This is a genomic window from Erwinia rhapontici, assembly GCF_020683125.1.
GTDB classification, from domain to species: domain Bacteria; phylum Pseudomonadota; class Gammaproteobacteria; order Enterobacterales; family Enterobacteriaceae; genus Erwinia; species Erwinia rhapontici.
This window is the reverse complement of the sequence record NZ_CP085627.1, coordinates 4,239,597-4,265,092: the sequence shown is the minus strand read 5'-3', so window position 1 is coordinate 4,265,092 and position 25,496 is coordinate 4,239,597. Positions and strand designations below refer to the sequence as shown.

General features: G+C 53.8%; 26 protein-coding genes. 17 read left to right on the top strand and 9 right to left on the bottom strand.

Features of this window, described 5'->3' with window-relative positions:
* Positions 1 to 211: 211 nt before the first annotated feature.
* The gene (gene nhaA / locus LJN55_RS19660) at positions 212 to 1,387 is read left to right on the top strand and encodes a Na+/H+ antiporter NhaA (protein WP_159336873.1); all 1,176 of its coding nucleotides are present in this window, start codon (positions 212 to 214) and stop codon (positions 1,385 to 1,387) included.
* A 135-nt stretch (positions 1,388 to 1,522) separates the two neighbouring features.
* Here nhaA and rpsT read toward each other — a convergent pair whose 3' ends face one another.
* Entirely contained in the window at positions 1,523 to 1,786 is a 264-nt protein-coding gene (gene rpsT, locus LJN55_RS19655) for a 30S ribosomal protein S20 (protein ID WP_133842352.1), read from the bottom strand.
* A gap of 316 nt (positions 1,787 to 2,102) precedes the next feature.
* Between rpsT and ribF the strand changes: the two genes are divergently transcribed.
* From ribF to ispH, 5 genes are read left to right on the top strand one after another with little or no spacing between them, the layout of a single operon-like run.
* On the top strand, positions 2,103 to 3,041 hold the full coding sequence (gene ribF, locus LJN55_RS19650; protein WP_133842351.1) for a bifunctional riboflavin kinase/FAD synthetase: 939 nt from the start codon (positions 2,103 to 2,105) through the stop codon (positions 3,039 to 3,041).
* A 36-nt stretch (positions 3,042 to 3,077) separates the two neighbouring features.
* A complete protein-coding gene (gene ileS, locus LJN55_RS19645) occupies positions 3,078 to 5,894 on the top strand; it encodes an isoleucine--tRNA ligase (RefSeq protein ID WP_171149237.1) in 2,817 nt (938 codons plus the stop codon).
* On the top strand, positions 5,894 to 6,400 hold the full coding sequence (gene lspA / locus LJN55_RS19640) for a signal peptidase II (protein WP_171149331.1): 507 nt from the start codon (positions 5,894 to 5,896) through the stop codon (positions 6,398 to 6,400). Before ileS ends, lspA begins: the two co-directional genes overlap by 1 nt.
* A 3-nt stretch (positions 6,401 to 6,403) precedes the next feature.
* Positions 6,404 to 6,874, top strand: a complete 471-nt coding sequence (fkpB, locus tag LJN55_RS19635) for an FKBP-type peptidyl-prolyl cis-trans isomerase (RefSeq protein ID WP_159336875.1) — start codon at positions 6,404 to 6,406, stop codon at positions 6,872 to 6,874.
* Positions 6,855 to 7,808, top strand: coding sequence for a 4-hydroxy-3-methylbut-2-enyl diphosphate reductase (gene ispH, locus LJN55_RS19630; protein ID WP_227535093.1), 954 nt, complete (start codon positions 6,855 to 6,857; stop codon positions 7,806 to 7,808). The genes fkpB and ispH overlap by 20 nt, the downstream gene beginning before the upstream one ends.
* 79 nt (positions 7,809 to 7,887) lie before the next feature.
* Here the strand turns inward: ispH and LJN55_RS19625 are convergent, their stop codons facing one another.
* Genes LJN55_RS19625 through LJN55_RS23940 form a run of 3 tightly spaced genes read right to left on the bottom strand, consistent with a single transcriptional unit; the run spans position 7,888 to position 8,917 of the window.
* Complete coding sequence (locus LJN55_RS19625; RefSeq protein WP_200641681.1) at positions 7,888 to 8,307, bottom strand: hypothetical protein; 420 nt, start codon at positions 8,305 to 8,307, stop codon at positions 7,888 to 7,890.
* A complete protein-coding gene (locus LJN55_RS23945) occupies positions 8,301 to 8,576 on the bottom strand; it encodes a peptidoglycan recognition protein family protein (protein ID WP_265106042.1) in 276 nt (91 codons plus the stop codon). Before LJN55_RS23945 ends, LJN55_RS19625 begins: the two co-directional genes overlap by 7 nt.
* A complete protein-coding gene (locus LJN55_RS23940) occupies positions 8,498 to 8,917 on the bottom strand; it encodes a peptidoglycan recognition protein family protein (RefSeq protein ID WP_265105972.1) in 420 nt (139 codons plus the stop codon). The genes LJN55_RS23945 and LJN55_RS23940 overlap by 79 nt, the downstream gene beginning before the upstream one ends.
* A 270-nt stretch (positions 8,918 to 9,187) precedes the next feature.
* Here LJN55_RS23940 and dapB point away from each other — a divergent pair, with 270 nt between their 5' ends.
* From dapB to LJN55_RS19600, 4 genes are all read left to right on the top strand, one after another.
* Positions 9,188 to 10,009 carry a 4-hydroxy-tetrahydrodipicolinate reductase gene (gene dapB, locus LJN55_RS19615; protein ID WP_227535091.1) on the top strand — a complete coding sequence of 274 codons (822 nt, stop codon included), beginning with the start codon at positions 9,188 to 9,190 and terminating at the stop codon, positions 10,007 to 10,009.
* Positions 10,010 to 10,476: 467 nt separating this feature from the next.
* Positions 10,477 to 11,613, top strand: a complete 1,137-nt coding sequence (gene carA / locus LJN55_RS19610) for a glutamine-hydrolyzing carbamoyl-phosphate synthase small subunit (RefSeq protein WP_133842344.1) — start codon at positions 10,477 to 10,479, stop codon at positions 11,611 to 11,613.
* Between the two features lie 18 nt (positions 11,614 to 11,631).
* Complete coding sequence (gene carB / locus LJN55_RS19605; protein ID WP_133842343.1) at positions 11,632 to 14,856, top strand: carbamoyl-phosphate synthase large subunit; 3,225 nt, start codon at positions 11,632 to 11,634, stop codon at positions 14,854 to 14,856.
* A 205-nt stretch (positions 14,857 to 15,061) separates the two neighbouring features.
* The gene (locus LJN55_RS19600) at positions 15,062 to 15,805 is read left to right on the top strand and encodes an acid phosphatase (RefSeq protein WP_212813282.1); all 744 of its coding nucleotides are present in this window, start codon (positions 15,062 to 15,064) and stop codon (positions 15,803 to 15,805) included.
* 74 nt (positions 15,806 to 15,879) lie between these two features.
* Here LJN55_RS19600 and LJN55_RS19595 read toward each other — a convergent pair whose 3' ends face one another.
* A complete protein-coding gene (locus tag LJN55_RS19595; RefSeq protein WP_159336876.1) occupies positions 15,880 to 16,197 on the bottom strand; it encodes a helix-turn-helix domain-containing protein in 318 nt (105 codons plus the stop codon).
* Positions 16,198 to 16,201: 4 nt separating this feature from the next.
* Positions 16,202 to 16,537, bottom strand: coding sequence for a type II toxin-antitoxin system RelE/ParE family toxin (locus LJN55_RS19590; RefSeq protein ID WP_133842340.1), 336 nt, complete (start codon positions 16,535 to 16,537; stop codon positions 16,202 to 16,204).
* A 280-nt stretch (positions 16,538 to 16,817) separates the two neighbouring features.
* On the opposite strand from LJN55_RS19590, the gene LJN55_RS19585 reads away from it, so the two are divergent.
* The 6 genes from LJN55_RS19585 (at position 16,818) to LJN55_RS19560 (ending at position 22,893) form a co-directional block, all read left to right on the top strand.
* Positions 16,818 to 17,537 carry a FadR/GntR family transcriptional regulator gene (locus LJN55_RS19585; protein ID WP_133842339.1) on the top strand — a complete coding sequence of 240 codons (720 nt, stop codon included), beginning with the start codon at positions 16,818 to 16,820 and terminating at the stop codon, positions 17,535 to 17,537.
* On the top strand, positions 17,518 to 18,675 hold the full coding sequence (locus LJN55_RS19580) for a PLP-dependent transferase (RefSeq protein WP_227535089.1): 1,158 nt from the start codon (positions 17,518 to 17,520) through the stop codon (positions 18,673 to 18,675). The genes LJN55_RS19585 and LJN55_RS19580 overlap by 20 nt, the downstream gene beginning before the upstream one ends.
* Before the next feature lie 22 nt (positions 18,676 to 18,697).
* Positions 18,698 to 19,984 carry an ABC transporter substrate-binding protein gene (locus LJN55_RS19575; RefSeq protein WP_227535087.1) on the top strand — a complete coding sequence of 429 codons (1,287 nt, stop codon included), beginning with the start codon at positions 18,698 to 18,700 and terminating at the stop codon, positions 19,982 to 19,984.
* A 65-nt stretch (positions 19,985 to 20,049) separates the two neighbouring features.
* Positions 20,050 to 20,973: a carbohydrate ABC transporter permease gene (locus LJN55_RS19570; protein ID WP_227535086.1), complete on the top strand. Its 924-nt coding sequence runs from the start codon at positions 20,050 to 20,052 to the stop codon at positions 20,971 to 20,973.
* A 10-nt stretch (positions 20,974 to 20,983) separates the two neighbouring features.
* Complete coding sequence (locus LJN55_RS19565; protein WP_227535085.1) at positions 20,984 to 21,811, top strand: carbohydrate ABC transporter permease; 828 nt, start codon at positions 20,984 to 20,986, stop codon at positions 21,809 to 21,811.
* Between the two features lie 5 nt (positions 21,812 to 21,816).
* Entirely contained in the window at positions 21,817 to 22,893 is a 1,077-nt protein-coding gene (locus LJN55_RS19560) for an ABC transporter ATP-binding protein (protein ID WP_133842335.1), read from the top strand.
* A 51-nt stretch (positions 22,894 to 22,944) separates the two neighbouring features.
* On the opposite strand, the gene LJN55_RS19555 is transcribed toward LJN55_RS19560, so the two are convergent.
* A complete protein-coding gene (locus LJN55_RS19555) occupies positions 22,945 to 23,559 on the bottom strand; it encodes a LysE family translocator (RefSeq protein WP_159336879.1) in 615 nt (204 codons plus the stop codon).
* A gap of 189 nt (positions 23,560 to 23,748) precedes the next feature.
* Between LJN55_RS19555 and folA the strand changes: the two genes are divergently transcribed.
* Positions 23,749 to 24,231 carry a type 3 dihydrofolate reductase gene (gene folA / locus LJN55_RS19550; RefSeq protein WP_171149235.1) on the top strand — a complete coding sequence of 161 codons (483 nt, stop codon included), beginning with the start codon at positions 23,749 to 23,751 and terminating at the stop codon, positions 24,229 to 24,231.
* A gap of 43 nt (positions 24,232 to 24,274) precedes the next feature.
* Here the strand turns inward: folA and apaH are convergent, their stop codons facing one another.
* Positions 24,275 to 25,102, bottom strand: coding sequence for a bis(5'-nucleosyl)-tetraphosphatase (symmetrical) ApaH (apaH, locus tag LJN55_RS19545; RefSeq protein ID WP_227535084.1), 828 nt, complete (start codon positions 25,100 to 25,102; stop codon positions 24,275 to 24,277).
* 14 nt (positions 25,103 to 25,116) lie between these two features.
* Positions 25,117 to 25,494, bottom strand: a complete 378-nt coding sequence (gene apaG / locus LJN55_RS19540; RefSeq protein ID WP_133842332.1) for a Co2+/Mg2+ efflux protein ApaG — start codon at positions 25,492 to 25,494, stop codon at positions 25,117 to 25,119.
* Positions 25,495 to 25,496 lie beyond the last annotated feature (2 nt).

The window sequence follows — 25,496 nt, the reverse complement described above, 5'->3', positions numbered from 1 at the left end:
ATGTGCCAAGAAAGCCGCTTCGTGCGGCTTTTTTTACGTCCTTAGCCTGCCTGATATTCGCATTTTCCTGCTCCTTATTTTTCATTTCATCTCAATAACTCGTCAATATCGAGGTGTCGTGAGGGCATAAACAGTTTTTTTCCAGCGGTTTAAACACGTATGCTATCGGTCATCTGAAACTTATTTACTGAGATTAACAGCGGAGTCTGTCATGAACCTCTTTTTCAAAAAACTCTTAAAAAACGATGCCACGGGCGGTGTGGTGCTGATTATCGCCGCTGCCGTCGCTATGTTCCTCGCCAATAATGCCAGTACTCAGCAGGCTTATCAGGCCGTTCTGGCAATGCCGGTGCAGTTCCGTTTCGGTGCCCTGGATATCAATAAAGATCTGCTGTTATGGATCAATGATGCATTAATGGCACTGTTTTTCCTGATGATTGGCCTGGAAGTGAAACGCGAACTGATGATGGGGTCGCTGAAGGGCCGGGAGCGCGCGATGTTCCCGTTGATTGCCGCCTTAGGCGGTATGTTGGCCCCGGGACTGATCTATGCGGCTCTGAATCATAATGACGCGCTGGCGATCCACGGCTGGGCGATACCTGCTGCCACCGATATTGCTTTTGCGCTGGGTATTCTGGCGCTACTGGGTAGCCGCGTGCCACCGGCGTTGAAAATGTTCCTGATGGCATTGGCCGTCATCGATGATTTGGGTGCCATTGTCATTATCGCTTTCTTCTACACCAGCGATCTGTCATTAGTCTCACTGGGGGTTGCTGCAGCGTCTATCGTTGCTCTGGCCCTGTTGAACCTGTGTGGTGTGCGTAAAACCTCAGTCTATCTGCTGGTCGGAATGGTGCTGTGGGTGGCAGTGCTGAAGTCGGGCGTGCATGCCACGTTGGCGGGGGTGATTGTCGGTCTGTTTATTCCGCTGAAAAAACAGGATGGACACTCGCCGTCGATTGAACTGGCGCATGGTCTGCACCCCTGGGTGAGCTGGCTTATCCTGCCGCTGTTTGCCTTTGCCAATGCCGGTGTTTCCCTGACGGGTGTCTCAGTTGAAGGATTGTTCTCGATGGTACCGCTGGGGATTATTCTGGGTCTGCTGGTGGGTAAACCGTTGGGGATCACGCTGATTTGCTGGCTGTCGGTGAAGCTGAAGATTGCCGTGTTGCCGGAAAACACCAAGATGGTGGATATTGCCGCTGTGGGTGTGCTGTGTGGCATCGGCTTTACCATGTCTATCTTTATCGCTTCACTGGCATTTGACGCCGCGCATGAGGAGATGGTCACGCTGGCCAAGCTGGGGATTCTCACCGGATCTGTACTGTCTGCTGTGGTGGGATATAGTCTTCTGCGGGTTAAATTGCCTGCACAATCATCGCATTAATGACGTAGTGATTGATGGAACGGTAGGGGCGGCCTTTTTCAGGTCGCACCTGCTTGCGGGGTGTACTCTCAAAAAAAAGACATAAAAAAACCGCCGGAGCGGTTTCTTTATCAAAGCTCGATTAACACGCTGACATTAAGCCAGTTTGCTGATCTGTGCAGCCAGATTTGCTTTATGACGTGCAGCTTTGTTTTTGTGGATCAGGCCTTTAGCTGCCTGACGGTCCACAATTGGTTGCATGTCATTAAATGCATTCTGCGCAGCTGCTTTATCGCCAGTAGCGATAGCCGCGTAAACTTTCTTGATGAAAGTACGCAACATTGAGCGACGGCTAGCGTTGTGCTTGCGACGGTTCTCAGATGTTACGGCGCGTTTCTTAGCTGATTTGATATTAGCCAAGGTCCAACTCCCAAATAGTTCTATGAGGACAATTCAAAGGCCGAGGAATATGCCCTTTTCGCCTTCGGTTGTCAATGGATTTGTGCAAATAAGCGCCGGTCAAACAGTGGCACTTGATTACGTTTCGATGGCGCAAGATTCTACCAGCTTCATCCAGGCGAATACAGCTTATTCACAAGAAAAATATCATACCACGCTGGATCAGCACCCTACAGAGCGAAATGGGGAGAAGAAAGCATGAAAGCCCGAATTCGTGGGTTAACCTTCACGGCTGTACAAGGTATAATCCGCCGATTTCCACAAATTTGAGCCAGCCATGAAGTTTATCCGCGGCATACATAACCTTAGAGAGCAGCATCGCGGCTGCGTACTGACTATCGGGAATTTCGATGGCGTACATCGCGGTCATCAGGCGCTGCTGGCGCAACTGTGCAAAGAAGGGCGTCAGCGCAATTTGCCAGTGATGGTCATGCTGTTTGAACCTCAGCCGCTGGAACTGTTTGCGGCGGAAAAAGCCCCTGCGCGGCTGACACGCTTGCGGGAGAAAGTGCGTTACCTCGAACAGGCCGGCGTCGATGCCGTGCTGTGCGTGCGTTTTGATCGCCGTTTTGCGGCCAGGACGGCACAGAGTTTTGTCGCCGATCTTCTGGTCGATAAGCTGGGCGTTGAGTTCCTGGCTGTTGGGGATGATTTCCGCTTTGGCGCTGGTCGCCAGGGCGATTTCCTGTTATTACAGAATGCGGGTGTCGAATATGGCTTTGATGTCATCAGTACCCAGACATTCTGCGATGACGGAAAACGCATCAGCAGCACGGCGATTCGCCAGGCGCTGGCAGAAGATAACCTGTCGATGGCCAATGCCCTGCTGGGGCGTCCTTTCAGCATTTCTGGCCGTGTAGTGCATGGCGATGCGCTGGGCCGCACCATTGGTTTCCCTACGGCTAACCTGCCGCTGCGGCGCACCGTCTCCCCGGTCAAAGGGGTGTATGCCGTGGAGGTTTTGGGGCTGGGTTCACATCCGTTAGCCGGTGTGGCAAATATCGGCACCCGACCTACCGTTGCAGGGCTGCGTCAGCAGCTGGAAGTACATCTGCTGGATGTCTCTATTGACCTTTACGGGCGCCATATTGAAGTGGTACTGCGTGATAAAATACGTAACGAGCAGCGCTTTGCCTCGCTCGACGCACTGAAAGAACAAATTGCAAACGATGTGGTGACTGCCCGAACTTTTTTTGGGCTGAAGACATCGGTTTAAGTTTACATAGAACCGACATACGGAACCGAGAATCTGATGAGTGACTATAAATCTACCCTGAATTTGCCGGAAACGGGGTTCCCGATGCGTGGCGATCTGGCCAAACGCGAACCGGGCATGCTGCAACGTTGGTATGATGACAAGCTGTACGGCATCATTCGCGAAGCCAAGAAAGGGAAAAAAACCTTTATTCTGCATGATGGCCCTCCCTACGCGAACGGCAGCATTCATATTGGTCACTCCGTTAACAAGATTCTGAAAGACATTATCGTTAAGTCGAAAGGCATGGCGGGCTATGATTCGCCGTACGTTCCAGGCTGGGACTGTCACGGTCTGCCTATCGAGCATAAAGTTGAGCAGATGATCGGTAAGCCGGGCGAGAAAGTCAGCGCATCCGAATTCCGTGCTGCCTGCCGTAAATATGCCGCCGAGCAGGTGGAAGGGCAGAAAGCCGACTTTATCCGCCTCGGAGTGCTGGGTGACTGGGATCGTCCGTATCTGACGATGAACTTCCAAACCGAAGCCAACATCATCCGTGCCCTGGGTAAGATCATCGGCAACGGTCACCTGCACAAGGGCGCAAAGCCGGTGCACTGGTGCCTGGACTGCCGCTCTGCGCTGGCTGAAGCGGAAGTGGAGTATTACGACAAAACCTCCCCGTCTATCGATGTGATGTTCAATGCCGTCGATAAAGACGCGGTGCAGGCGAAATTTGGCGCAGGCCACGTTGATGGCCCGATTGCCCTGGTGATCTGGACTACCACGCCGTGGACGATGCCGGCTAACCGCGCCATCTCTCTGCATCCTGAATTTGACTACCAGCTAGTGCAGATTGAGGGCCGTGCCCTGATCCTCGCTAAAGACATGGTCGAGAGTGTGATGAAGCGTGTTGGCGTGGCTGCATGGACCGTGCTGGGTGAAGCGAAAGGCGCTGACCTCGAACTGATGGGCTTCCAGCATCCTTTCCTCAGCCACACCTCTCCGGTGGTGCTGGGTGAGCACGTGACGCTGGAAGCCGGTACCGGTGCCGTTCACACTGCGCCTGGCCACGGCCCGGACGACTATGTGATTGGCCAGAAGTACGGTATTGAAGTCGCTAACCCGGTCGGCCCGGACGGCAGCTTCCTGCCAGGCACATACCCGACGCTGGACGGCGTTAACGTATTTAAAGCCAACGATATGATCGTTGAGTTGCTGCGCGAGAAGGGCGCTCTGCTGCATGTTGAGAAACTGCATCACAGCTACCCACACTGCTGGCGTCACAAAACGCCGATCATCTTCCGTGCAACTCCGCAGTGGTTTATCAGCATGGATCAGAAAGGCCTGCGTGCGCAGTCGCTAAAAGAGATCAAAGGCGTGCAGTGGATCCCGGACTGGGGCCAGGCGCGTATTGAGTCGATGGTGGCTAACCGCCCTGACTGGTGTATCTCCCGTCAGCGTACCTGGGGCGTGCCGATGGCGCTGTTCGTCCACAAAGACACTGAGCAGCTGCACCCGGATTCTCTGGAACTGATGGAGAAGGTAGCGAAGCGGGTTGAGCAGGACGGTATCCAGGCATGGTGGGATCTCGATGCCCACGATCTGATGGGTGCTGATGCTGACAACTACGTTAAAGTGCCGGATACCCTGGACGTATGGTTCGATTCAGGATCGACCAGTTACTCGGTGGTTGATGCGCGCCCTGAGTTTGGCGGTAACGAACCTGATTTATATCTGGAAGGTTCGGATCAGCACCGTGGCTGGTTTATGTCCTCGCTGATGATCTCCACTGCGATGAAAGGCAAAGCGCCATACCGCCAGGTACTGACGCACGGCTTCACCGTCGATGGTCAGGGCCGCAAGATGTCCAAATCCTTGGGCAACACCGTCAGCCCACAGGACGTGATGAACAAGTTGGGTGCCGATATCCTGCGTCTGTGGGTGGCATCGACCGATTACTCCGGTGAAATTGCTGTCTCTGACGAAATCCTTAAGCGTTCTGCCGACAGCTATCGTCGCATCCGTAACACCGCGCGTTTCCTGCTGGCGAACCTCGCCGGTTTCAACCCGGAAACCGATCTGGTGAAACCGGAAGAGATGGTCATCGTTGACCGTTGGGCTGTGGGCCGCGCACTGGCCGCACAGAATGATATCGTCGCTTCTTACGAAGCCTACGATTTCCATGAAGTGGTACAGCGTCTGATGCAGTTCTGCTCGGTTGAGATGGGTTCATTCTATCTGGATATCATCAAAGATCGTCAGTACACCGCGAAGTCAGATGGCCTGGCGCGTCGTAGCTGCCAGACCGCGCTGTGGTACATCGTGGAAGCGCTGGTGCGTTGGATGGCACCAATCATGTCCTTTACCGCCGATGAAATCTGGGGCTATCTGCCGGGCAAACGCAGCCAGTACGTGTTTACCGAGGAGTGGTTCGACGGGTTGTTCAGCCTGGAAGACAACCAGCCAATGAATGACAGCTACTGGGCTGAACTGCTGAAAGTACGCGGTGAAGTCAATAAGGTGATCGAGCAGGCGCGTGCTGATAAGCGTATCGGTGGTTCTCTGGAAGCCAGCGTAACGCTGTACGCTGATGCTGACCTGGCAACCAAGCTGACCAGCCTGGGTGAGGAACTGCGCTTTGTGCTGCTGACCTCAGGGGCTAAGGTCGCTGACTATGCACAGGCAACCGACGATGCGCAGCAGAGTGATGTGGTGAAAGGTCTGAAAATTGCTCTGCAGAAAGCAGAAGGTGAGAAATGCCCACGCTGCTGGCATTACACTAGCGATATCGGCCAGAACGCCGAACACGCTGATGTCTGCGGTCGTTGTGTCTCTAACGTCGCGGGCAGCGGCGAACAGCGTAAGTTTGCATGATGAGCAGACCTGTTCTCTCAACCGGATTGCGCTGGCTGTGGCTGGTGCTGGTGGTGATTGTCATTGATTTCGGCAGCAAGCAGTGGATTATGAATAATCTGATGCTGCACGAATCGATGCCAGTGATGCCGTACTTTAACTTCTTTTATGCTCACAACTACGGCGCGGCGTTCAGCTTCCTCGCCGATAAAGGTGGCTGGCAGCGCTGGTTCTTTGCCGGTATTGCCATTGCCATTGTCGTGGTGCTGCTGGTGATGATGTACCGCACCAGCGCGAGCAATAAACTGAATAACATCGCCTATGCGCTGATTGTGGGTGGCGCAGTGGGCAACCTGTTTGACCGGTCATATCATGGCTTTGTGGTGGACTTCATCGATTTCTATGTCGGTGACTGGCACTTTGCCACGTTTAATATTGCCGACTGCGGTATCTGTATTGGTGCCGCGCTGATCGTGCTGGAAGGGTTCCTGAGCCCGAACGGCAAACAGGCTAAGAATAAAGGGTAAGGCATGACCGATTCTGTACAGCGTGACAGCGAAGTGCTGGTGCATTTCACCTTAAAACTGGCGGATGGTTCCACAGCGGAATCCACGCGCAGTCACGGTAAACCGGCGTTGTTTTGCCTCGGCGATGGTAGCCTGTCAGAAGGGCTGGAAAGTCATCTTCTCGGACTAAAAACGGGTGAAGCGTGTGCTTTTTCGCTGGACGCAGACGATGCGTTCGGCGGTATCAGCCCGGACCTGATCCAGTATTTTTCGCGCCGTGACTTTGTGCAGGCAGGAGAACCTGAAATTGGTGCCATCATGCTGTTCAGCGGCATGGATGGTAACGAGATGCCTGGTGTGATCCGTGAAATCTCTGGTGATTCGATCACCGTTGATTTCAATCACCCACTGGCCGGGCAGACTATTCACTTTGACGTAGAAGTGCTGGAGATTGATCCGGTACGGGAGACGAGCAATGCAGATCCTGTTGGCTAACCCGCGCGGTTTCTGCGCAGGCGTTGATCGCGCTATCAGCATTGTGGAGCGTGCGCTGGAGATGTATGGCGCACCTATCTACGTGCGGCATGAAGTGGTGCATAACCGTTATGTGGTCAACAGCCTGCGCGAGCGCGGGGCGATCTTTATTGAAGAGATTGCTGAAGTGCCGGATGGTTCTATCCTGATCTTCTCTGCACATGGCGTGTCGCAGGCTGTTCGTGCTGAAGCCAAAGCGCGCGAGCTGACCATGCTGTTTGATGCCACCTGTCCGCTGGTCACCAAGGTGCATATGGAAGTGGCGCGTGCCAGTCGAAAAGGAACGGAAGCGATCCTGATTGGTCATGCGGGCCACCCGGAAGTGGAAGGGACAATGGGCCAGTACAACAACCCGAAAGGGGGGATGTATCTGGTGGAAGCGCCAGCAGATGTGTGGAAACTTCAGGTTAAAGATGAAGACAATCTGTGCTTTATGACGCAAACCACGCTGTCCGTCGATGACACCTATGAAGTGATCGATGCGCTGCGTGCCCGTTTCCCCAAAATTGTTGGTCCGCGTAAAGACGACATCTGTTACGCCACCACTAACCGGCAGGAAGCGGTGCGTACGCTGGCCCGTGACGCTGATGTAGTGCTGGTGGTCGGTTCGAAAAACTCTTCGAACTCAAACCGTCTGGCAGAGCTTGCACAGCGTGCCGGCAAGCTGGCACGTCTGATCGACTCCGCTGATGATATTCAGGAAGAGTGGGTCAGAGGTGTGGGATGTGTTGGCGTCACCGCAGGTGCTTCGGCACCGGATATCCTGGTGCAACAGGTGATCGAACGGCTGAACTCACTGGGTGGCGTCGATGCCATCGAGCTGATTGGTCGCGAAGAGAACATTGTGTTTGAAGTACCGAAAGAGCTGCGCGTGGAAGTTCGTCAGGTCGATTAGGGCGCATTTTCTCCTGTCTTGGGCGACCTTTTTTCCGGTCGCCTTATTCCCTTAAGCTGTGCAATTTCAGTTATTTCAATTACTTATCATCATATCCACCCTCATTCGGATCGTACCATGTGTTGTGTTCATAAAAGAGGTTTACAACGTCACCACGGTCAAAAACGAAGGTGGCCGTGCCACTTGAATACAACCGCCATGTACCGAAAGATCCATCACTAAAATTTAAATCCCCCTCGGCGTAGCATGATGAATATCGTGCATCCATGACGACATAAGCTTCAACAGGATACGCGTGATTAAAAAAGTTGATCGCCTGCTGCTGCGTGGGCACGAATTTTTTGCAGGCATTAATCTCATAGACATTGGTGACTTGTTTTAACGTTTTCCCGATGCTTGTGATGTTAAGCGAGGTTACCGATCGAGCCTGACTGTAAGTGGGGATTAGTAATATATTGATTAATATTAATTTTTTAATTATACCTTTTATTCTTACCATTTGGCGGTACTCGCCTCTGTTGGCGTTTTCCTTGCAATCTCCGGATGCCGATAAATTTCATTTGTGCTGATGCCCAACGACTCTTTTAACTGACTGATCAGCCATTTAAGTGATTCATTCTGCTGTTCAGTAACAGGATTATAGATAAGGTCTTTAGACTTTTTATTTATTGGGTCTTCTACCGCCAGTCCTACCATTTCAATACCAATTGCATCCGTGTTTGCCGGAAAGCGGTCGGGCCAGGGCTTTTGCCTCTCCCTGTCTGATATTTCTTTGGTGCGCCAGGCGTTTTCCAGTTGAGTGGCTTTTTGAGTTCAGCGGGTTCACATTTTTGCGTGATCAGGCAGCGCGATTTCATCCTGCCAACATGGTAAGTCATTTTGAACAGCGAGGCCGTCTGATAAATGGTGCCATCTTTATCAATGATAAAATGGGCCCCGTTGGCATTGGCGTGCTGGTAGCTGTTAAAGGTACTTTGTAACGTTGCGGCCCCGGTCTGATGAACGACAATGCCGTTAACATGGCCCATGTCACCGTGATGAAGGGAGTGAAAAATCTTTTTGGTAATCCTGATCGCATCGATATAGCCATTGGCATCGATATACAGCATGGTTCATCCTTGGTTTGATTAACAATCAGCTTTTGTAGGTTATATAGCCAGTTCTGCTTGAGCAAGGATGCCTGCCAGTTTTCGTAGTTTATCCACTCAACGGCCATCCCATTTTCCCTTCCCCAATCCTTACAAAATCTGTTTTACTGATAATCCTCACGCGCTGGCGTAAAATTCTTATTATCTGGTTTTAATTGTGGCGCAGACGTTAACCGCTGGTTAATCTGTATGCGGCTTGAATGAATAGAAATCTGTCAGGAATGAATAAATATGAGTAATACAGAAGTCCGTATCGCCATTGCGGGAGCCGCAGGGCGTATGGGGCGTCAGCTAATTCAGGCAACGGTTCAGTCTGAAGGTGCGCGTTTGGGCGCAGCGCTGGTGCGTTCAGGTTCGTCGCTGACGGGTGCAGATGCAGGAGAGCTGGCCGGTTGTGGTGCACTGGGCATTAAAGTGACGGATAACCTTGATGCGGTGGTGAATGATTTCGATGTGTTGATCGACTTCACCCGTCCGGAAGGCACGCTACATTATCTGGAATTTTGTCGTCAGCATAAAAAAGCGATGGTTATTGGTACCACCGGATTCGATGAGGACGGTAAAGCTGCCATCAAAGCCGCTTCTGCTGATATCGGCATCGTGTTTGCCGCCAACTTTAGTGTGGGCGTTAACCTGGTGCTGAAACTGCTGGAGAAAGCCGCCAAAGTGATGGGTGACTACGCGGATATCGAGATCATCGAAGCGCATCACCGTCATAAAGTTGATGCACCATCGGGTACCGCGCTGGCGATGGGGGAAGCGATTGCTGATGCGATGAACTGGAACCTGAATGAGCATGCGGTCTATAGCCGTGAAGGTTACACCGGTGAGCGTGAAGCACAGACCATCGGTTTTGCCACTGTACGTGCCGGAGATATCGTCGGTGAGCATACAGCGATGTTTGCAGATGTTGGCGAGCGGGTAGAGATAACCCACAAGGCTTCAAGCCGTATGACCTTCGCTAATGGCGCAGTTCGTGCAGCAATATGGTTGAAAGCGCATAAAACAGGGCTTCATGATATGCGCAGCGTCCTGAATCTTGATGATTTATAAGTGTTGTGTACCATCGTGATGTGGTTATTTCAATCATAACTTTTTGATTGGATGGGCAATAATTTTATTGCCCTTTTTATTTTGTATAAATAGCTATTTAAGTTATTTTTTTATATGTTCCACTTATAAGTTGATCTCATCTCTGTTTTTCACCCTCCGTAAGCGCTGTTTTTGACCATTTGGTCCACTTTTTTACTCATCACCCCCTGAAATTATGCACAAGCGCTCAGGCAACCGATTTTATGACCAGGATGTGTCATGCTTTCAGGGTAAATCTTCCGGATTTACGCTCAGTTAGTTAAAAAACGCAGAAAAACATCCTCGCAGGGTAGACAATAGAGAGGGCGATCATTAGAATGCGCCCAATTTGCCAAAAACTGAGCAGTCAGGCAGTTTTTGCATTGATTTTGGGGTCATTCCTGAATTAATATGCATATATTGTGACTGTTTATTCCCTGGAGGATGTTTTGATTAAGTCAGCGCTATTGGTTCTGGAAGACGGAACCCAATTCCACGGTCGGGCCATCGGGGCAACCGGGTCGGCAGTGGGAGAAGTTGTTTTCAACACGTCAATGACCGGTTATCAAGAAATCCTCACTGATCCTTCCTATTCCCGCCAGATCGTCACTCTTACTTATCCCCATATCGGCAATGTCGGCACCAACTCCGCTGACGCAGAATCTTCTCAGGTACATGCATCGGGCCTGGTTATCCGTGATTTACCGCTGATTGCCAGCAACTACCGTAATGAAGAAGGCCTGTCTGATTACCTGACTCGCCACAACATTGTCGCTATTGCCGATATCGATACGCGTAAACTGACCCGTCTGCTTCGCGAAAAAGGGGCACAGAATGGCTGTATCATCGCGGGCGATGCGCTGGATGCCGCTGTAGCACTGGAAAAAGCCAAAGCGTTCCCGGGCCTGAAAGGCATGGACCTGGCGAAAGAAGTGACCACTAAGGATGCGTATCAGTGGCTGCAGGGGAGCTGGACGCTGGAAGGTGAGCTGCCTGCGCCGAAGACTGATGCAGACCTGCCGTTCCATGTTGTCGCGTATGATTACGGCGTGAAGCGTAACATCTTGCGTATGCTGGTGGATCGCGGCTGCCGTCTGACCGTTGTTCCGGCACAGACTTCCGCGGAAGACGTGCTGAAGCTGAATCCGGACGGGGTGTTCCTCTCTAACGGCCCTGGCGACCCGGAGCCGTGTGACTACGCGATTACGGCGATTAAACGCCTACTGGAAACCGACATTCCGGTGTTCGGTATCTGCCTCGGCCACCAGTTACTGGCGCTGGCCAGCGGTGCCAAGACCGTGAAGATGAAACTGGGCCACCACGGTGGTAACCACCCGGTGAAAGATCACGATAACAATACCGTGATGATTACCGCCCAGAACCACGGTTTTGCCGTTGACGACAGCCAGCTGCCTTCTAATCTGCGTGTGACCCATACTTCACTGTTTGATCATACGGTACAGGGTATTCACCGCACCGATAAAGCCGCTTTCAGCTTCCAGGGGCACCCGGAAGCCAGCCCAGGCCCGCACGATGCCGCCCCCTTGTTCGATCATTTTATCGAACTGATTAAAAAAGCTATTTAAGGTCGGGAGAGAAAGACAATGCCAAAACGTACAGACATAAAAAGTATCCTGATCCTCGGTGCTGGCCCGATTGTTATCGGCCAGGCCTGCGAATTTGACTACTCGGGTGCGCAGGCGTGTAAAGCGCTGCGCGAAGAGGGCTACCGCGTTATCCTGGTGAACTCCAACCCGGCCACCATCATGACCGACCCGGATATGGCCGATGCGACCTATATCGAACCTATCCACTGGGAAGTCGTGCGCAAAATCATTGAGAAAGAGCGCCCGGATGCCGTGCTGCCAACCATGGGCGGCCAGACTGCGCTGAACTGTGCGCTGGAGCTGGAACGTCAGGGTGTGCTGGCTGAATTTGGTGTCACGATGATCGGCGCCACCGCTGATGCGATCGATAAAGCGGAAGACCGTCGTCGTTTCGACGTTGCGATGAAGAAAATCGGCCTCGATACCGCACGTTCCGGTATCGCACATACAATGGAAGAAGCGCTGGCGGTTGCCGCTGACGTGGGCTTCCCGTGCATTATCCGTCCGTCATTCACCATGGGTGGCACAGGTGGCGGTATCGCTTACAACCGCGAAGAGTTTGAAGAGATTTGCGAGCGCGGCCTCGACCTGTCACCGACTAATGAGCTGCTGATTGATGAGTCGCTGATTGGCTGGAAAGAGTACGAGATGGAAGTGGTGCGTGATAAAAACGACAACTGCATCATTGTCTGCTCGATTGAAAACTTCGATGCCATGGGCATTCACACCGGTGACTCCATCACGGTTGCGCCAGCACAGACGCTGACCGACAAAGAGTACCAGATTATGCGTAACGCCTCGCTGGCGGTACTGCGTGAGATCGGTGTGGAAACCGGCGGTTCAAACGTACAATTCTCGGTAAATCCGGAAAATGGTCGCCTGATTGTCATTGAGATGAACCCGCGCGTATCACGTTCTTCAGCGCTGGCATCCAAAGCGACCGGTTTCCCGATTGCGAAAATCGCCGCCAAGCTGGCCGTCGGTTTTACGCTGGATGAGCTGACCAACGACATCACCGGTGGCCTGACTCCGGCCTCCTTCGAGCCGTCCATCGACTACGTTGTGACGAAGATCCCTCGCTTTAACTTCGAGAAATTTGCAGGTGCCAATGATCGTCTGACCACACAGATGAAATCTGTGGGTGAAGTGATGGCAATTGGTCGCACCTTCCAGGAATCGATGCAGAAAGCCCTGCGCGGTCTGGAAGTGGGCGCCCATGGTTTTGACCCGAAAGTGGGCCTTGACGACCCGGAAGCGCTGACGACCATTCGTCGCGAGTTGAAAGATGCTGGCTGCGACCGCATCTGGTACATCGCTGATGCCTTCCGTGCTGCGATGAGCGTGGAAGATGTCTTCGCGCTGACCAACGTTGACCGCTGGTTCCTGGTGCAGATTGAAGAGCTGGTGAAGCTGGAACAGCAGGTAGCAGAGCAGGGCATTAATGGCCTGAACTATGACTTCCTGCGTGCCCTGAAGCGTAAAGGTTTTGCCGACGCACGCCTGGCCGATGTGGCCGGTGTCTCTGAAGCCGAAATCCGTGCGCTGCGTGAGCAGCATAACCTGCACCCGGTCTACAAACGTGTTGATACCTGTGCGGCAGAGTTCTCCACCAATACCGCCTACATGTACTCCACTTATGAAGAAGAGTGCGAAGCGAACCCTAACCAGGACCGTGACAAAATCATGGTGCTGGGCGGTGGTCCAAACCGTATCGGCCAGGGCATTGAGTTCGACTACTGCTGCGTACACGCCTCACTGGCGCTGCGCGAAGACGGGTTCGAAACCATTATGGTCAACTGTAACCCGGAAACCGTCTCTACCGATTACGACACCTCCGACCGTCTGTACTTCGAGCCGGTGACCCTGGAAGATGTGCTGGAAATCGTGCGCATCGAGAAGCCTAAGGGGGTGATCGTACAGTACGGTGGCCAGACGCCACTGAAACTGGCGCGTGCGCTGGAAGCCGCAGGCGTGCCGGTTATCGGTACCAGCCCGGATGCCATTGACCGTGCAGAAGATCGTGAGCGTTTCCAGCAGGCAGTTGATCGCCTCGGCCTGAAACAGCCGGCTAACGCCACCGTGACCGCCATTGAAATGGCCGTCGAAAAAGCAGCACTGATTGGCTATCCACTGGTGGTGCGTCCGTCTTACGTGCTGGGCGGCCGTGCGATGGAAATCGTATACGACGAAATCGACCTGAAGCGTTACTTCAACACGGCGGTTTCCGTCTCTAATGATGCGCCGGTTCTGCTGGACCGTTTCCTGGATGACGCCGTCGAAGTTGACGTAGATGCCATCTGTGACGGTGAGCAGGTGCTGATTGGCGGCATTATGGAACACATTGAGCAGGCGGGCGTTCACTCCGGTGACTCAGCCTGTTCACTGCCAGCGTATACGCTGAGCCAGGAAATCCAGGATGTGATGCGCGACCAGGTGAAAAAGTTGGCCTTTGAACTGGGCGTACGCGGTCTGATGAACGTGCAGTTTGCAGTGAAAGACAACGAGGTTTACCTGATTGAGGTGAACCCACGTGCTGCGCGTACCGTACCGTTTGTTTCTAAAGCGACCGGGATGCCGCTGGCGAAGGTTGCCGCACGCGTGATGGCGGGCAAAACGCTGGCTGCTCAGGGTGTGACGAAAGAGATCATCCCACCGTATTACTCCGTGAAAGAAGTCGTGCTGCCGTTTAACAAGTTCCAGGGCGTTGACCCTATCCTTGGCCCGGAAATGCGCTCCACCGGGGAAGTGATGGGTGTGGGCCGTACCTTCGCAGAAGCTTTCTGCAAAGCGATGCTGGGCGCACAGAGCAACATGAAGAAGAGCGGTCGTGCGCTGCTGTCAGTGCGCGAAGGCGATAAGAAACGCATCGTTGAGCTGGCTCGTCGCCTGCAGGATTCTGGTTTTGAACTGGATGCTACTGCGGGTACTGCTGAGGTGTTGAAAACTGCCGGGATTGAGGTGCGCCAGGTGAATAAGGTGCATGAAGGTCGTCCGCATATTCAGGATCGGGTGAAAAACGGCGAGTACGCCTATATTGTTAACACCACCGCAGGCCGCCAGGCGATTGAGGATTCCAAACTCATCCGCCGCAGTGCGTTGCAGTACAAGGTGCACTACGACACCACACTGAATGGTGCTTTCGCCACCACCACGTCACTGAATGCCAGCGCCACTGAGCAGGTGATCTCCGTGCAGGAAATGCACGCGCAGATCAACGCTTAACGCCGGTCATCGTGACAGCAACAAACCCCGCCCCGGCGGGGTTTTTTTTGGGGCGCGATTCGGCAAAAGTCGTTTCTGATTATCGGTTTTGTGATCGCACAGGTTGCAGCATTGTCAGGGTTCGTTAGGATGACTGGCGCTGGGTTTTACATTATGTATTGAAAAACAGCCACTTTTTACACCAATGATTATAGGGAAATTAACCATGAAAAGAATTGTTCTGGCGATGCTGGTTGGAGCGGTAGTGGCTCAATCTGCGTATGCGGCCAAAGATGTCACCACGCAACCTGACGTTTACTTTCTGAAAGAATCACAGTCCATCGACAGCCTGGCGTTGCTGCCACCCCCTCCGGCGATGGACAGCATCGAGTTTTTGAATGATAAAACCCAGTATGACGTGGGTAAAATGCTGCGTGACACGCCAAGAGGCAAGCAGGCCTGGAAAGATGCTAACGTTGAGGGCGATGGCGTAGCAGAGGCATTCTCCGAGGCTTACGGCATGGAAATTACGCTGGAGAAAACGCCGGAACAGTATCGACTGGTGAAGAAAATGCGCGAAGATGCGGGCGACCTGGCCACACGCAGCGCCAAGCAACACTACATGCGCATCCGTCCTTTTGCTTTCTATCATGAAGCCACCTGCCGTTCCGATGACGAAGGCAAGCTCTCAACCAATGGCTCCTATCCTTCAGGCCACACCACCATTGGCTGGGCCACTGCGCTGGTGCTGGCTGAGATCAATACCGACCGCCAGGGGCAAATTCTGCAACGTGGCTATGAGATGGGCCAGAGCCGGGTGATTTGCGGTTATCACTGGCAGAGTGACGTCACCGCGGCTCGCGTGGTGGCCTCGGCGATTGTGGCACGTCTGCACGCTGAACCGACCTTTGTCAGCCAGCTGCAAAAAGCCAAAGATGAATTCAAGCGTCTGAAAGGCAGCGCGCTTTAAACGAATAGCCCCCCGTAGTGGGCGACCTTTTTTACGGTCGCCCTTTGAGAGATTCTTTTCCGGTTACACTTTTCTTAAGCCAGTTTTGCCAGTATTTCCAGCGTAGTAGACTCATTTTCAATTAAGCGGATCAGCAAAATGGCCTGTTTATTCGGCTTTGCCCGCCCCTGCTCCCAGTTCTGATAGGTGGTTAATCCGGTCTGTAAGTACTGTGCGAAGACCGCCTGAGAAAGCTGTAAGTTTTCACGGATAGTGCGCAATTCCTCCGGGGCAAGTACCACCTCAGCTTTTGCCGCCAGGCGATGCGTCTTCAGCGTTTTCTTGCCCTGGTGATGTTCAGCCAGCGCGGTAAACCCCTCGACCAGTTCATGGTAAAGATCGCGTTTTTCCATAAAATCACCCTCCTTTAGTCAGGTTTGCCAGCAGCGAACGTAAGCTGTCGCGCTGTGCCGGGGAGAGATCGCTTGCCTCTCCTTTGCTGTAAACAGTGAACAGCAGAAAGTGTGCCTGTTCCTGCCACCAGTAATAAATCACCCGTGAACCTCCGCGTTTTCCCTTATGGCGATGGGCATCGCCTACTCTGAGTTTACGCAGCCCTCCGGTGTGCTGGATAACATCACCGCAGGTGGGACAGAGCATTAACAGATTCTGCAAACTGCGAAATGCATCGTCAGAAAAATAATCGACACGGTGACGTGCGAAAGGCGGAAGTTCAATAAAGATAGCATCCACTGCTGTATCTCCTGATGGGCTTAAACTATCCCCAATAATGAGTTAGTTCAAGTGAATTTTGTTTGTTTTTTGAACCTGATGATTTTGCCTCCTTCCTGCTGATATGTCCCATGACTTGCTCATTCCCTGCGCAACGCCTCGCAAATCTGCACTGTTAACGCTCAGAAGATTTGCTTATTTCTCAGTTAAAATCATTTGAATCAATAGGTTGATTTTTTGGCATCAAAATTGCGTTACCTGAAAGAGGTTGAGTTGTTGGGCCAATTTATCAGGGGGCAGGATGTCATCATTAAACGCCAGTTTGTCGCCGATTGCGGTACAGCACAGCGATGTGTTGGTGCTGGACGCGTTGACGCGCTATGTGGCGCAGTCCGGGACTCAGATTGGTGAACGTTTGCCGCCAGAGCGTGTACTGGCAGAGCAACTGGGGGTGAGCCGTAACACGGTACGTGAAGCGCTGAAACGCTGGGAGGCACTGGGCATTATTGTGCGCCGCAAAGGCAGCGGCACCTTCCTGCATGCCGAAGTCACCAGCAATGACAGTTTCCTCTCCCTGCGCTTTAAGAACGACTCACAGAACATGCTGCATGCGCTGGAGGTGCGACGCATCATCGAGGCCGAATCCTGTGGCCTGGCGGCGATCCGCGCCAGCCGTGAAGACCTGCTGCTGATAGAACAGCGGCTGGTGGAGATGGAGCGGGTACATCTGTCCATAGGTTCTGCCGGGGCCGAAGACTGGGCGTTTCACGCCAGCATCTATCAGGCCGCCCATAACCCGTTACTGCTACATATGGTGGTCGGTTTATACGACACCCTGCACGCGTTCTTCGAATCTCCCCCCGAACAGGCACTGTTCAGCGACTCCTTTCCGCTGCACCGCACGCTGTTCGAAGCCATTGCACGCCGTGATGCCATTGAGGCGACGCGCGTCAGCCATTTAATTCTCGATATCACCGAACGTGACATGAAGGACGTGATCCATGCAGCCAGAAAAATATAAAGACCAGACCCAGCTAACGCACGATGTCCGCCATGATAAAGGCGCGGTATCGCCACCGATTTACCAGTCGTCGTTGTTCAGCTTCAGCGACTACGACAGCATGATCGCCCGTTTTCGCGGTGACAGTGACCAGCCGCTCTATTCACGCGTGGACAACCCAACGGTCAAAGCGTTGCAGGACAAAGTGGCCTTGCTGGAACAGGGGGAAGCCTGTCTGGCCTTCAGTAGCGGGATGGCGGCCATCAGCAACGCCATTCTCAGCGTGGTGTCACCGGGCGATAAAGTGGTGTGTATCAACCACGTTTATCCGGATACCTACCGCTTTCTACGTGGCTTCTGCCAGCGTTTTAACATCAACAGCGAGTTTGTAGACGGTGATTCTCTCGCGGCGGTAGAAGCCGCGCTGCCGGGGGCAACGCTGCTCTATCTTGAAAGCCCGAGCAGCTGGGTGATGGGTGAGCAGGATCTGCGTGCGCTGGTCGCTCTGGCCAAACGTTATGGCGTGACCACGATGATTGATAACAGTTGGGCATCGCCGCTGTTCCAAAAACCGCTGACCCTGGGCGTGGATATTGTGGTGCATTCTGCCTCGAAATATATCAGTGGCCACAGCGATGTGGTGGCCGGGCTGGTGATTGCCAGCCGTGAGCACATCATGGCCATTACCCGCGGCGTCAGCCCTTTCCTCGGCGGTAAGCTCTCTGCCAACGAAGCCTGGCTGCTGATCCGCGGCCTGCGCACGTTGCCACTGCGTATGCGCCAGCACCATCACAGCGCCCTGACGATTGCGCAGCAACTGCGGGATCATCCACAGGTCACCCGGGTTTATCACCCAGGGCTGGACCCGCAGCCCTTCTCAACACTGAGTGGTTACAGCGGCCTGTTCTCCTTCGAACTCGATGACTCGGTGGATATCCCGCGTTTCTGTAATGCCCTGAATCTTTTCCATATGGGCGTCAGTTGGGGCGGCTTCGAGAGCCTGGTGATGCCGGCTATTTCGGTGCTGAATCAGGCCGGAGAGTTTAACTCAGCGCGCGATTTTGGCGTGTCTCCGCGCGTTGTCCGTATTTCTATCGGCCTGGAAGAGACCGATGACCTGTGGCTCGACTTGCAGCAGGCGATCGCTGCTGCCCGCTAACTTCACCCGACAAGAGGACAGTATGATGCAACATCCTTTGCGCTCTGCATTATTCAAAAGCGTGGTATTGACCCTGGGAATGACCACCGCCTTCGGCAGTATCGCCGCCACTAAGCTGACGCTGGTGGAAGTGATCACCAGCCCGGCGCGGACAGCCGTGCTGCAAACCATGCTGACGGAGTATAAAAAACAGCATCCGGATACGGAAATTGAAGTGATCTCGCTGCCGTGGGGTCAGGCGTTTGAAAAACTGGGCACCATGCTGCAAAGCGGGCAGGTGCCGGATGTGGTGGAGATGCCGGATACCTGGCAGGGATTGTATGCCAGTAACAATATGCTGGAGGATCTTGAGCCACGCCTGAAAAGCTGGCAAAGCACGCCAGAGCTGACGGATAAAGCGCTGACGATGGCGCGTGCCGCCAACGGTAAAGCCACGATGGTGCCGTACGGTTTCTATCTGCGCGCCATGTTCTGGAACAAGAAGCTGTTCCAGCAGACCGGGCTGAGCGAAGCACCGAAAACCATGGATGAGTTCGTCGCGGACGCGAAGAAAATTACCGCACTGGGTAATGGCATCAGCGGCTACTGCATGCGTGGTGGCGTTGGAGGCACCAATGCCTGGATGATGTTTATGGCAGCGATGAACGGCTCTCCAGACTTCTTCGATAAGCAGGGTAACAGTACGCTCACCCAGCCTGGTGCACTGAAGGGCGCACAGCTGCTGGTGGATTTGTACAAAAGCGGCGGCGCACCGAAAGACAGTGTGAACTGGGGCTTTAACGAGATCGTATCCGGGTTCTACTCGGGTAAATGCGCGATGCTTGACCAGGATCCGGATGCGCTGATCGCAATTAAAAACAGCATGCCAGCGGACGATTTCGCGGTAGCACCGATGCCGGTAGGGCCATCGGGTAAAGCCTTCCCGACGATAGGTTATACCGGCTGGTCGGTGTTTAAGCAGGCGAAACAGAAGGATCAATCCTGGCAGTTGATCCAGTTCCTCAGTAACAAAGAGAACAACCTCACCTGGTCGAAGTTCGTCGGTACGCTGCCCATCTATAAAGGCGCAGAAAGCGACCCTTACTACCATTCACCGCAGTTCGCAGGCTGGTTCGCCGAACTGAATGACCCGAAATATGTGCCGCTGACCATGCCGACCCATCTGAAAGGCTGGGGCTACTTTAACTCGGTGATCGTCAAAGAGAGCAGCCAGGAAACATTACTCGACCAGAACGATACCGAATCGATGGTTCAGGACTGGGCGAAGTATCTGACAAAAGAGCAGAAAGCCTGGCTGGCTGCGCAATAACCTGGTGATCGGGCCGATCGGAACAGACGATCGGCCCCCCGCCAACCTCATACCGGAGACGCCCTATGATGCTTGACGCCACCACCGAACCCGCCGATCGAGCGCCACGCTTTTTGCGCCTGCGTATGCTGGCGGAACCCTGGCTTTACCTCACCCCAACGCTGGTGTTGATAGGGCTGTTTATTTTTGTACCAATGATGATTGGCATCTCGTATGCCTTCCAGAATATCCAACTGCTGAACCCGATGGACAGTGGCTGGGTCGGTCTGGATAATTTCCGCACTATGTTCGATGACCGACGTTTCTTTAAGGCGCTGGGCCATACGGTAAACTGGACGCTGACCTCGCTGACGTTGCAATTCTTCCTCGGTCTGGGGTTGGCACTGTTGCTGAACCGCGAATTCCCGTTACGGCGCTGGGCACAGGCACTGGTATTCCTGCCGTGGGCAGTGCCTGCATTTCTCTCCGGTCTGACGTGGTCATGGTTGCTGAATCCGGTGATTGGTATTTTGCCGCACTGGATGGTAGATCTGCATCTGATCAGCGAACCGTACAACATCCTGTCCGATCCCACCCTCGCGTTGTACGGACCCGTGATTGCCAACGTCTGGTTTGGCATCCCATTTTTTGCCATCACTCTGCTGGCGGCGTTGCAATCCATTCCGAAAGATCTCTACGAAGCGGCATCCATGGACGGTGCCAGCGGCTGGCAGCAGTTTAAGCGTGTCACGCTGCCATTTCTTGCACCGATGATTGCGATTACCGTCATGCTGCGCACCATCTGGATTGCCAACTTTGCCGACCTGATCGTGGTGATGACCGACGGTGGCCCTGCGGGATCCACCTCGATTCTCTCCAGCTACATCTTTACCACTGCCTACCGCAAGCTCGACTTTGGTTATGCCTCAGCGATGGCGGTGTTCCTGCTGGTGCTGATGACCTGTTATGCATTGTTGTTACTGCGTATTCGCCATCAGTTGTTGAAATAAGGAGAGGTCGATGAACGCACTGTTACGTTTGATTGGGCACCGCGTCGGTATCCTGTTCTATCTGGTATTTGCGCTGTTTCCGCTCTACTGGGTGATTAAAATTGCCTTTACGCCTGACCCGTTGCTGTTCAGCGAAGGGGTGACCCTGTGGCCCGCTGCGCTGACCCTTGACCATTTTAAGCGCGTGCTGGTGGAGAGCGATTTCCCGACCTTCTTTACCAACAGTCTGATTGTGTCGTTTGGCACCGCGGGCTTGTCCACGGTGGTGGCAGCGGCAGCGGGCTATACATTTTCACGCTTTGGTTTCCGTGGAAAAACGGTGATGGCGGCGCTGCTGCTGTTTACGCAGATGTTCCCGCTGGTGATGATCCTGGCCCCAATCTACAAAGTGATGGCACCGCTCGGGCTGACCAACAGCCTGCTGGGCCTGATCCTGGTCTACAGCGCATTTAACGTGCCGTTTGCCACTTTTTTGATGCAGTCATTTTTCGATGCAATCCCGAAAGATCTGGAAGAGTCCGCCATGCTGGAAGGCTGCACACGTTTTCAGGCGCTGTACCGCGTACTGGTGCCACTGACACTGCCGGGCATGGCCGCCACGCTGGGATTTGTGTTCACTGCCGCGTGGAGTGAGCTGCTGTTCTCACTGATGCTGATCAACCAAAACGATGTGATGACCTTCCCGGTAGGATTGCTGAGCTTCGTGTCGAAATTCGCCGTTTCCTGGGGAGATATGATGGCTGCCGCCGTGCTGGCACTGATCCCCGCGTGTCTGTTTTTCGCCTTCATTCAGCGCTACCTGATCCAGGGGCTGACGGCTGGCGCAGTAAAAGGATAATCCTGATGGCTCAAATTTCTCTGCGACAAATCCAGAAGCAGTACGGCAATGTTGAAGTGCTGCGTGATATTAACCTGACCATCGCCGATGGTGAGTTTGTGGTGCTGGTGGGGCCTTCGGGCTGCGGGAAGTCGACGCTGCTGCGTACCATCGCCGGACTGGAACTGGCGAGCAGCGGTGACATCCGTATTGGCACGCGGCTGATGAATGAGGTGGCACCGAAAGATCGTGATATTTCCATGGTGTTTCAGAGCTATGCGCTCTATCCGCACCTGACCGTGGCGCGCAATATGGGCTTCAGCCTGGAAGTGCAAAAGCGGCCCAAAGCAGAAATTGAGGCCGCGGTGCAGCGTGCGGCGGAGATCCTCAGCCTGACGCATTTACTCGACCGGCGGCCAAAAGAGTTATCCGGTGGCCAGCGCCAGCGCGTGGCGATGGGGCGGGCGATTGTGCGGCAGCCGCAGGTCTTTTTGTTCGATGAGCCGCTGTCGAACCTTGATGCCCAGCTGCGCGGTCAGATGCGCGTGGAGATCAAAAAGCTGCATCAGCAGATGAATAATACCATTGTTTATGTGACCCACGATCAGGTCGAGGCCATGACGCTGGCGGATCGCATTGTGGTGCTCAATCACGGTGTGATCCAGCAGGTAGGCAGTCCGCTGGAGCTGTATGACACACCGGCGAATAAATTCGTCGCCAGCTTTATCGGTTCACCGCCGATGAACTTTATCAGTGGTACCGTGCGTGCCGGGGATCGTGGTCCTTGCGTCGAGGTTAGCGCACCGCTGGTGCTGCCCTTGAGCGATCGCGGCTTGCTGCCACAGGGGAAGGCGGTGACGTACGGCATCCGCCCGGAAAATATCACGTTATGCGATCTGGCGGATGAAGGGGCGTTGCCGTTGCAGGTGTCGCTGATCGAACCGACAGGGCTATCCGAGCTGATCCACGGAACCCTGTACGGTGAGCCGGTGATGATCTACAGCACGTTGCGTTCGGATTGCCGGGCGGGGGAGACGGTGGGCATGAAGATCGATGTGGATCGCGTGCTGCTGTTTGATGCGGACAGTCAGGTGCGGCTGTAGGGGCGGGCTATGGCTATATATAGCCCGCACCGGGTCAGGCGTCCCTGACCCCTACGACAGTGCGACTTTAATTCCCAGCGCAATCAGTACGCCACCCAGTAGTTTGTCAACGATGCGTTGGGCTTTGGCCAGGCCACGACGTACCGGGGCGCTCTGGATCAGTACCACTAATAGCGGCCACCACAGCGTCGACAGGCCGAGGATAATACCCGCATACAGCAGCTTTTCATGCACACTGGAGCCAACGCTCAATACCTGGGTAAAGATCGACAGGAAAAACAGCGTAGCTTTGGGGTTCAGCAGGTTGCACAGATAACCCTGCATAAAGGCTTTCTTCAGCGAGGTGTGCTCAGGGGCCACGTTACTGAGATCCATTTTACTGCTGCCACGGGAACGCAGTGCCTGGATACCGATATAAATCAGGTAACCGGCACCGGCATATTTCAGCAGCATAAACAGCCACGGCGTGGTGGTGATCACCACGGCCAGCCCGGCAACGCAGTAAGCCATATGCGTGGCAACGGCGCAGTTCACGCCCATCGCGGTCATCATGGCCGCGCTGCGGCGGTAGCGGGCAGCATTTTTGATAATCAGGAAAAAATCAGGGCCGGGAGAAAGCATCCCGAGCGCCGCAATGGTGGCGACAAATAAACTGGTTTCTAACATAACGAAGGTCTGTAGCTGAACGAGCCGAGAATTCTATCATGCCTCTGGGGTTAATGTGGGGGAAAAACAGGCAGAAGGTGACGCAACCGATACCCTGTAAACCTTTACTGAATATCCTCCGGTTAGCTATCGACGAAAGTTTCGCCTTTCCGTATGATGGCGCCAATTTTACCCCCTGCTGAGTTTTATATGATGATTAGCCTGATTGCGGCCCTTGCGGCCGACCGTGTGATTGGGATGGAAAATGCCATGCCATGGCATCTGCCGGCCGACCTTGCATGGTTTAAGAAGCATACTCTGAATAAACCCGTGATCATGGGCCGCCGTACCTGGGAGTCCATTGGACGCCCGTTGCCAGGTCGCCTGAATATTGTGATCAGCAGCCGTAAAGGGGATGCCGACGGTGTGACCTGGGTGACTTCTATTGATGAGGCGTTAAAAACCGCAGGTGATGTGGAAGAGCTGATGGTGATTGGCGGCGGGCGCATTTATGAGCAGATGCTGGCACGTGCTGACCGTTTGTATCTGACGCATATTGATGCCGAAGTGGAAGGGGATACGCATTTCCCGGACTACGAGCCGGATGAGTGGCAGTCAACCTTCAGCGAGTTCCATGATGCTGATGAGAAAAACTCGCACAGTTTCTGCTTTGAGATTTTAGACCGTCGTTAAAATAATACGGGTCGGGCATGCCCGACCCGAACAACGGTGTCTTTTACAATATTTCGCTTTTCCGGTTCGATACCTGCACAAACACCCGCTTGTCTTCCCAGCGTAGCATTGTCAATGTTCCTCCCCAGCAACAACCGGTATCCAGGGCGAGAATCCCTTCCGGCGTTCCTTTTCCTTCCAGCGATGCCCAGTGACCAAACGCAATGGTGTAATCATTCGATACCGGTCCGGGAATGGTGAACCAGGGTTTTAGCGGTGGGGGAGCGCTGTCCGGGGCTTCTTTCGCGATCATATCCAGCTGACCATTTGGAAAGCAGTAACGCATTCGCGTCAGGGCATTGGCACTGAAGCGTAAACGCGCCAGACCGCTGAGCTCCGGTGTCCAGTTATTGGGCATATCGCCATACATCGCATCCAGAAACAGCGGATACGTATCGCTGCTGAGGACCGATTCCACTTCACGCGCGCAGCTTTTCGCTGTCTCGATATCCCACTGCGGAGTGATCCCGGCGTGGGCCATCACCAGCTTTTTTTCTTCATCAACCTGTAACAGCGGCTGGCGGCGTAGCCAGTTGATCAGCAGGTCAGCATCAGGGGCTTCCAGCAGCGGTGTAATGCGATCTTTAGGTTTATTGCGACTGATACCGGCGTAGACCGCCAGCAGATGCAGGTCATGGTTGCCCAGCACCATTTTTACGCAGTCCCCGAGGTAACGAACATAACGCAGAACTTCAAGCGAAGCTGGCCCACGCGCGACCAGATCGCCGGTCAGCCAGAGCTGATCAACCTGAGGATCGAAGGCGACCTGGTTAAGAAGCGATCGCAATTCTTCGTAGCAACCGTGGACATCACCGATTAAATAAGTGCTCATGCAAAAAGGCCGGATTAGTGAATATGGGTGGCAATCGCCAGGCGGAAGACCGGGATATCAACGGTGAACGGTTCGCCGTTGGCATCGATCATCTGATAGTGACCCTGCATGGTGCCCATCGGGGTTTCAAGAACGGCCCCGCTGGTGTACTGAAACTCGCCGCCAGGCTCGATGTGCGGCTGTTCGCCAACCACACCTTCGCCCTGAACTTCGGTTTCACGGCCGTTACCGTTAGTGATGAGCCAGTAACGGCCAATGAGCTGAGCCGGGATACGCCCCAGATTACGTATCGTGATGGTGTAAGCAAACACATAACGTTCTTCTTCAGGTGCAGACTGTGACGCAATATAGGCACTTTGTACCTGAACACAGACTTTGGGCGTATCGTTCATAC

Excerpts from the sequence above, each read along its gene's own strand:
- nhaA (WP_159336873.1), top strand. The coding sequence starts at position 212 with ATGAACCTCTTTTTCAAAAAACTCTTAAAAAACGATGCCACGGGCGGT.
- ribF (WP_133842351.1), top strand. The coding sequence starts at position 2,103 with ATGAAGTTTATCCGCGGCATACATAACCTTAGAGAGCAGCATCGCGGC.
- ileS (WP_171149237.1), top strand. The coding sequence starts at position 3,078 with ATGAGTGACTATAAATCTACCCTGAATTTGCCGGAAACGGGGTTCCCG.
- lspA (WP_171149331.1), top strand. The coding sequence starts at position 5,894 with ATGAGCAGACCTGTTCTCTCAACCGGATTGCGCTGGCTGTGGCTGGTG.
- fkpB (WP_159336875.1), top strand. The coding sequence starts at position 6,404 with ATGACCGATTCTGTACAGCGTGACAGCGAAGTGCTGGTGCATTTCACC.
- ispH (WP_227535093.1), top strand. The coding sequence starts at position 6,855 with ATGCAGATCCTGTTGGCTAACCCGCGCGGTTTCTGCGCAGGCGTTGAT.
- LJN55_RS19625 (WP_200641681.1), bottom strand. The coding sequence starts at position 8,307 with ATGGTAAGAATAAAAGGTATAATTAAAAAATTAATATTAATCAATATA.
- LJN55_RS23940 (WP_265105972.1), bottom strand. The coding sequence starts at position 8,917 with ATGCTGTATATCGATGCCAATGGCTATATCGATGCGATCAGGATTACC.
- dapB (WP_227535091.1), top strand. The coding sequence starts at position 9,188 with ATGAGTAATACAGAAGTCCGTATCGCCATTGCGGGAGCCGCAGGGCGT.
- carB (WP_133842343.1), top strand. The coding sequence starts at position 11,632 with ATGCCAAAACGTACAGACATAAAAAGTATCCTGATCCTCGGTGCTGGC.
- LJN55_RS19600 (WP_212813282.1), top strand. The coding sequence starts at position 15,062 with ATGAAAAGAATTGTTCTGGCGATGCTGGTTGGAGCGGTAGTGGCTCAA.
- LJN55_RS19595 (WP_159336876.1), bottom strand. The coding sequence starts at position 16,197 with ATGGAAAAACGCGATCTTTACCATGAACTGGTCGAGGGGTTTACCGCG.
- LJN55_RS19585 (WP_133842339.1), top strand. The coding sequence starts at position 16,818 with ATGTCATCATTAAACGCCAGTTTGTCGCCGATTGCGGTACAGCACAGC.
- LJN55_RS19580 (WP_227535089.1), top strand. The coding sequence starts at position 17,518 with ATGCAGCCAGAAAAATATAAAGACCAGACCCAGCTAACGCACGATGTC.
- LJN55_RS19575 (WP_227535087.1), top strand. The coding sequence starts at position 18,698 with ATGATGCAACATCCTTTGCGCTCTGCATTATTCAAAAGCGTGGTATTG.
- LJN55_RS19570 (WP_227535086.1), top strand. The coding sequence starts at position 20,050 with ATGATGCTTGACGCCACCACCGAACCCGCCGATCGAGCGCCACGCTTT.
- LJN55_RS19565 (WP_227535085.1), top strand. The coding sequence starts at position 20,984 with ATGAACGCACTGTTACGTTTGATTGGGCACCGCGTCGGTATCCTGTTC.
- LJN55_RS19560 (WP_133842335.1), top strand. The coding sequence starts at position 21,817 with ATGGCTCAAATTTCTCTGCGACAAATCCAGAAGCAGTACGGCAATGTT.
- LJN55_RS19555 (WP_159336879.1), bottom strand. The coding sequence starts at position 23,559 with ATGTTAGAAACCAGTTTATTTGTCGCCACCATTGCGGCGCTCGGGATG.
- folA (WP_171149235.1), top strand. The coding sequence starts at position 23,749 with ATGATGATTAGCCTGATTGCGGCCCTTGCGGCCGACCGTGTGATTGGG.
- apaH (WP_227535084.1), bottom strand. The coding sequence starts at position 25,102 with ATGAGCACTTATTTAATCGGTGATGTCCACGGTTGCTACGAAGAATTG.
- apaG (WP_133842332.1), bottom strand. The coding sequence starts at position 25,494 with ATGAACGATACGCCCAAAGTCTGTGTTCAGGTACAAAGTGCCTATATT.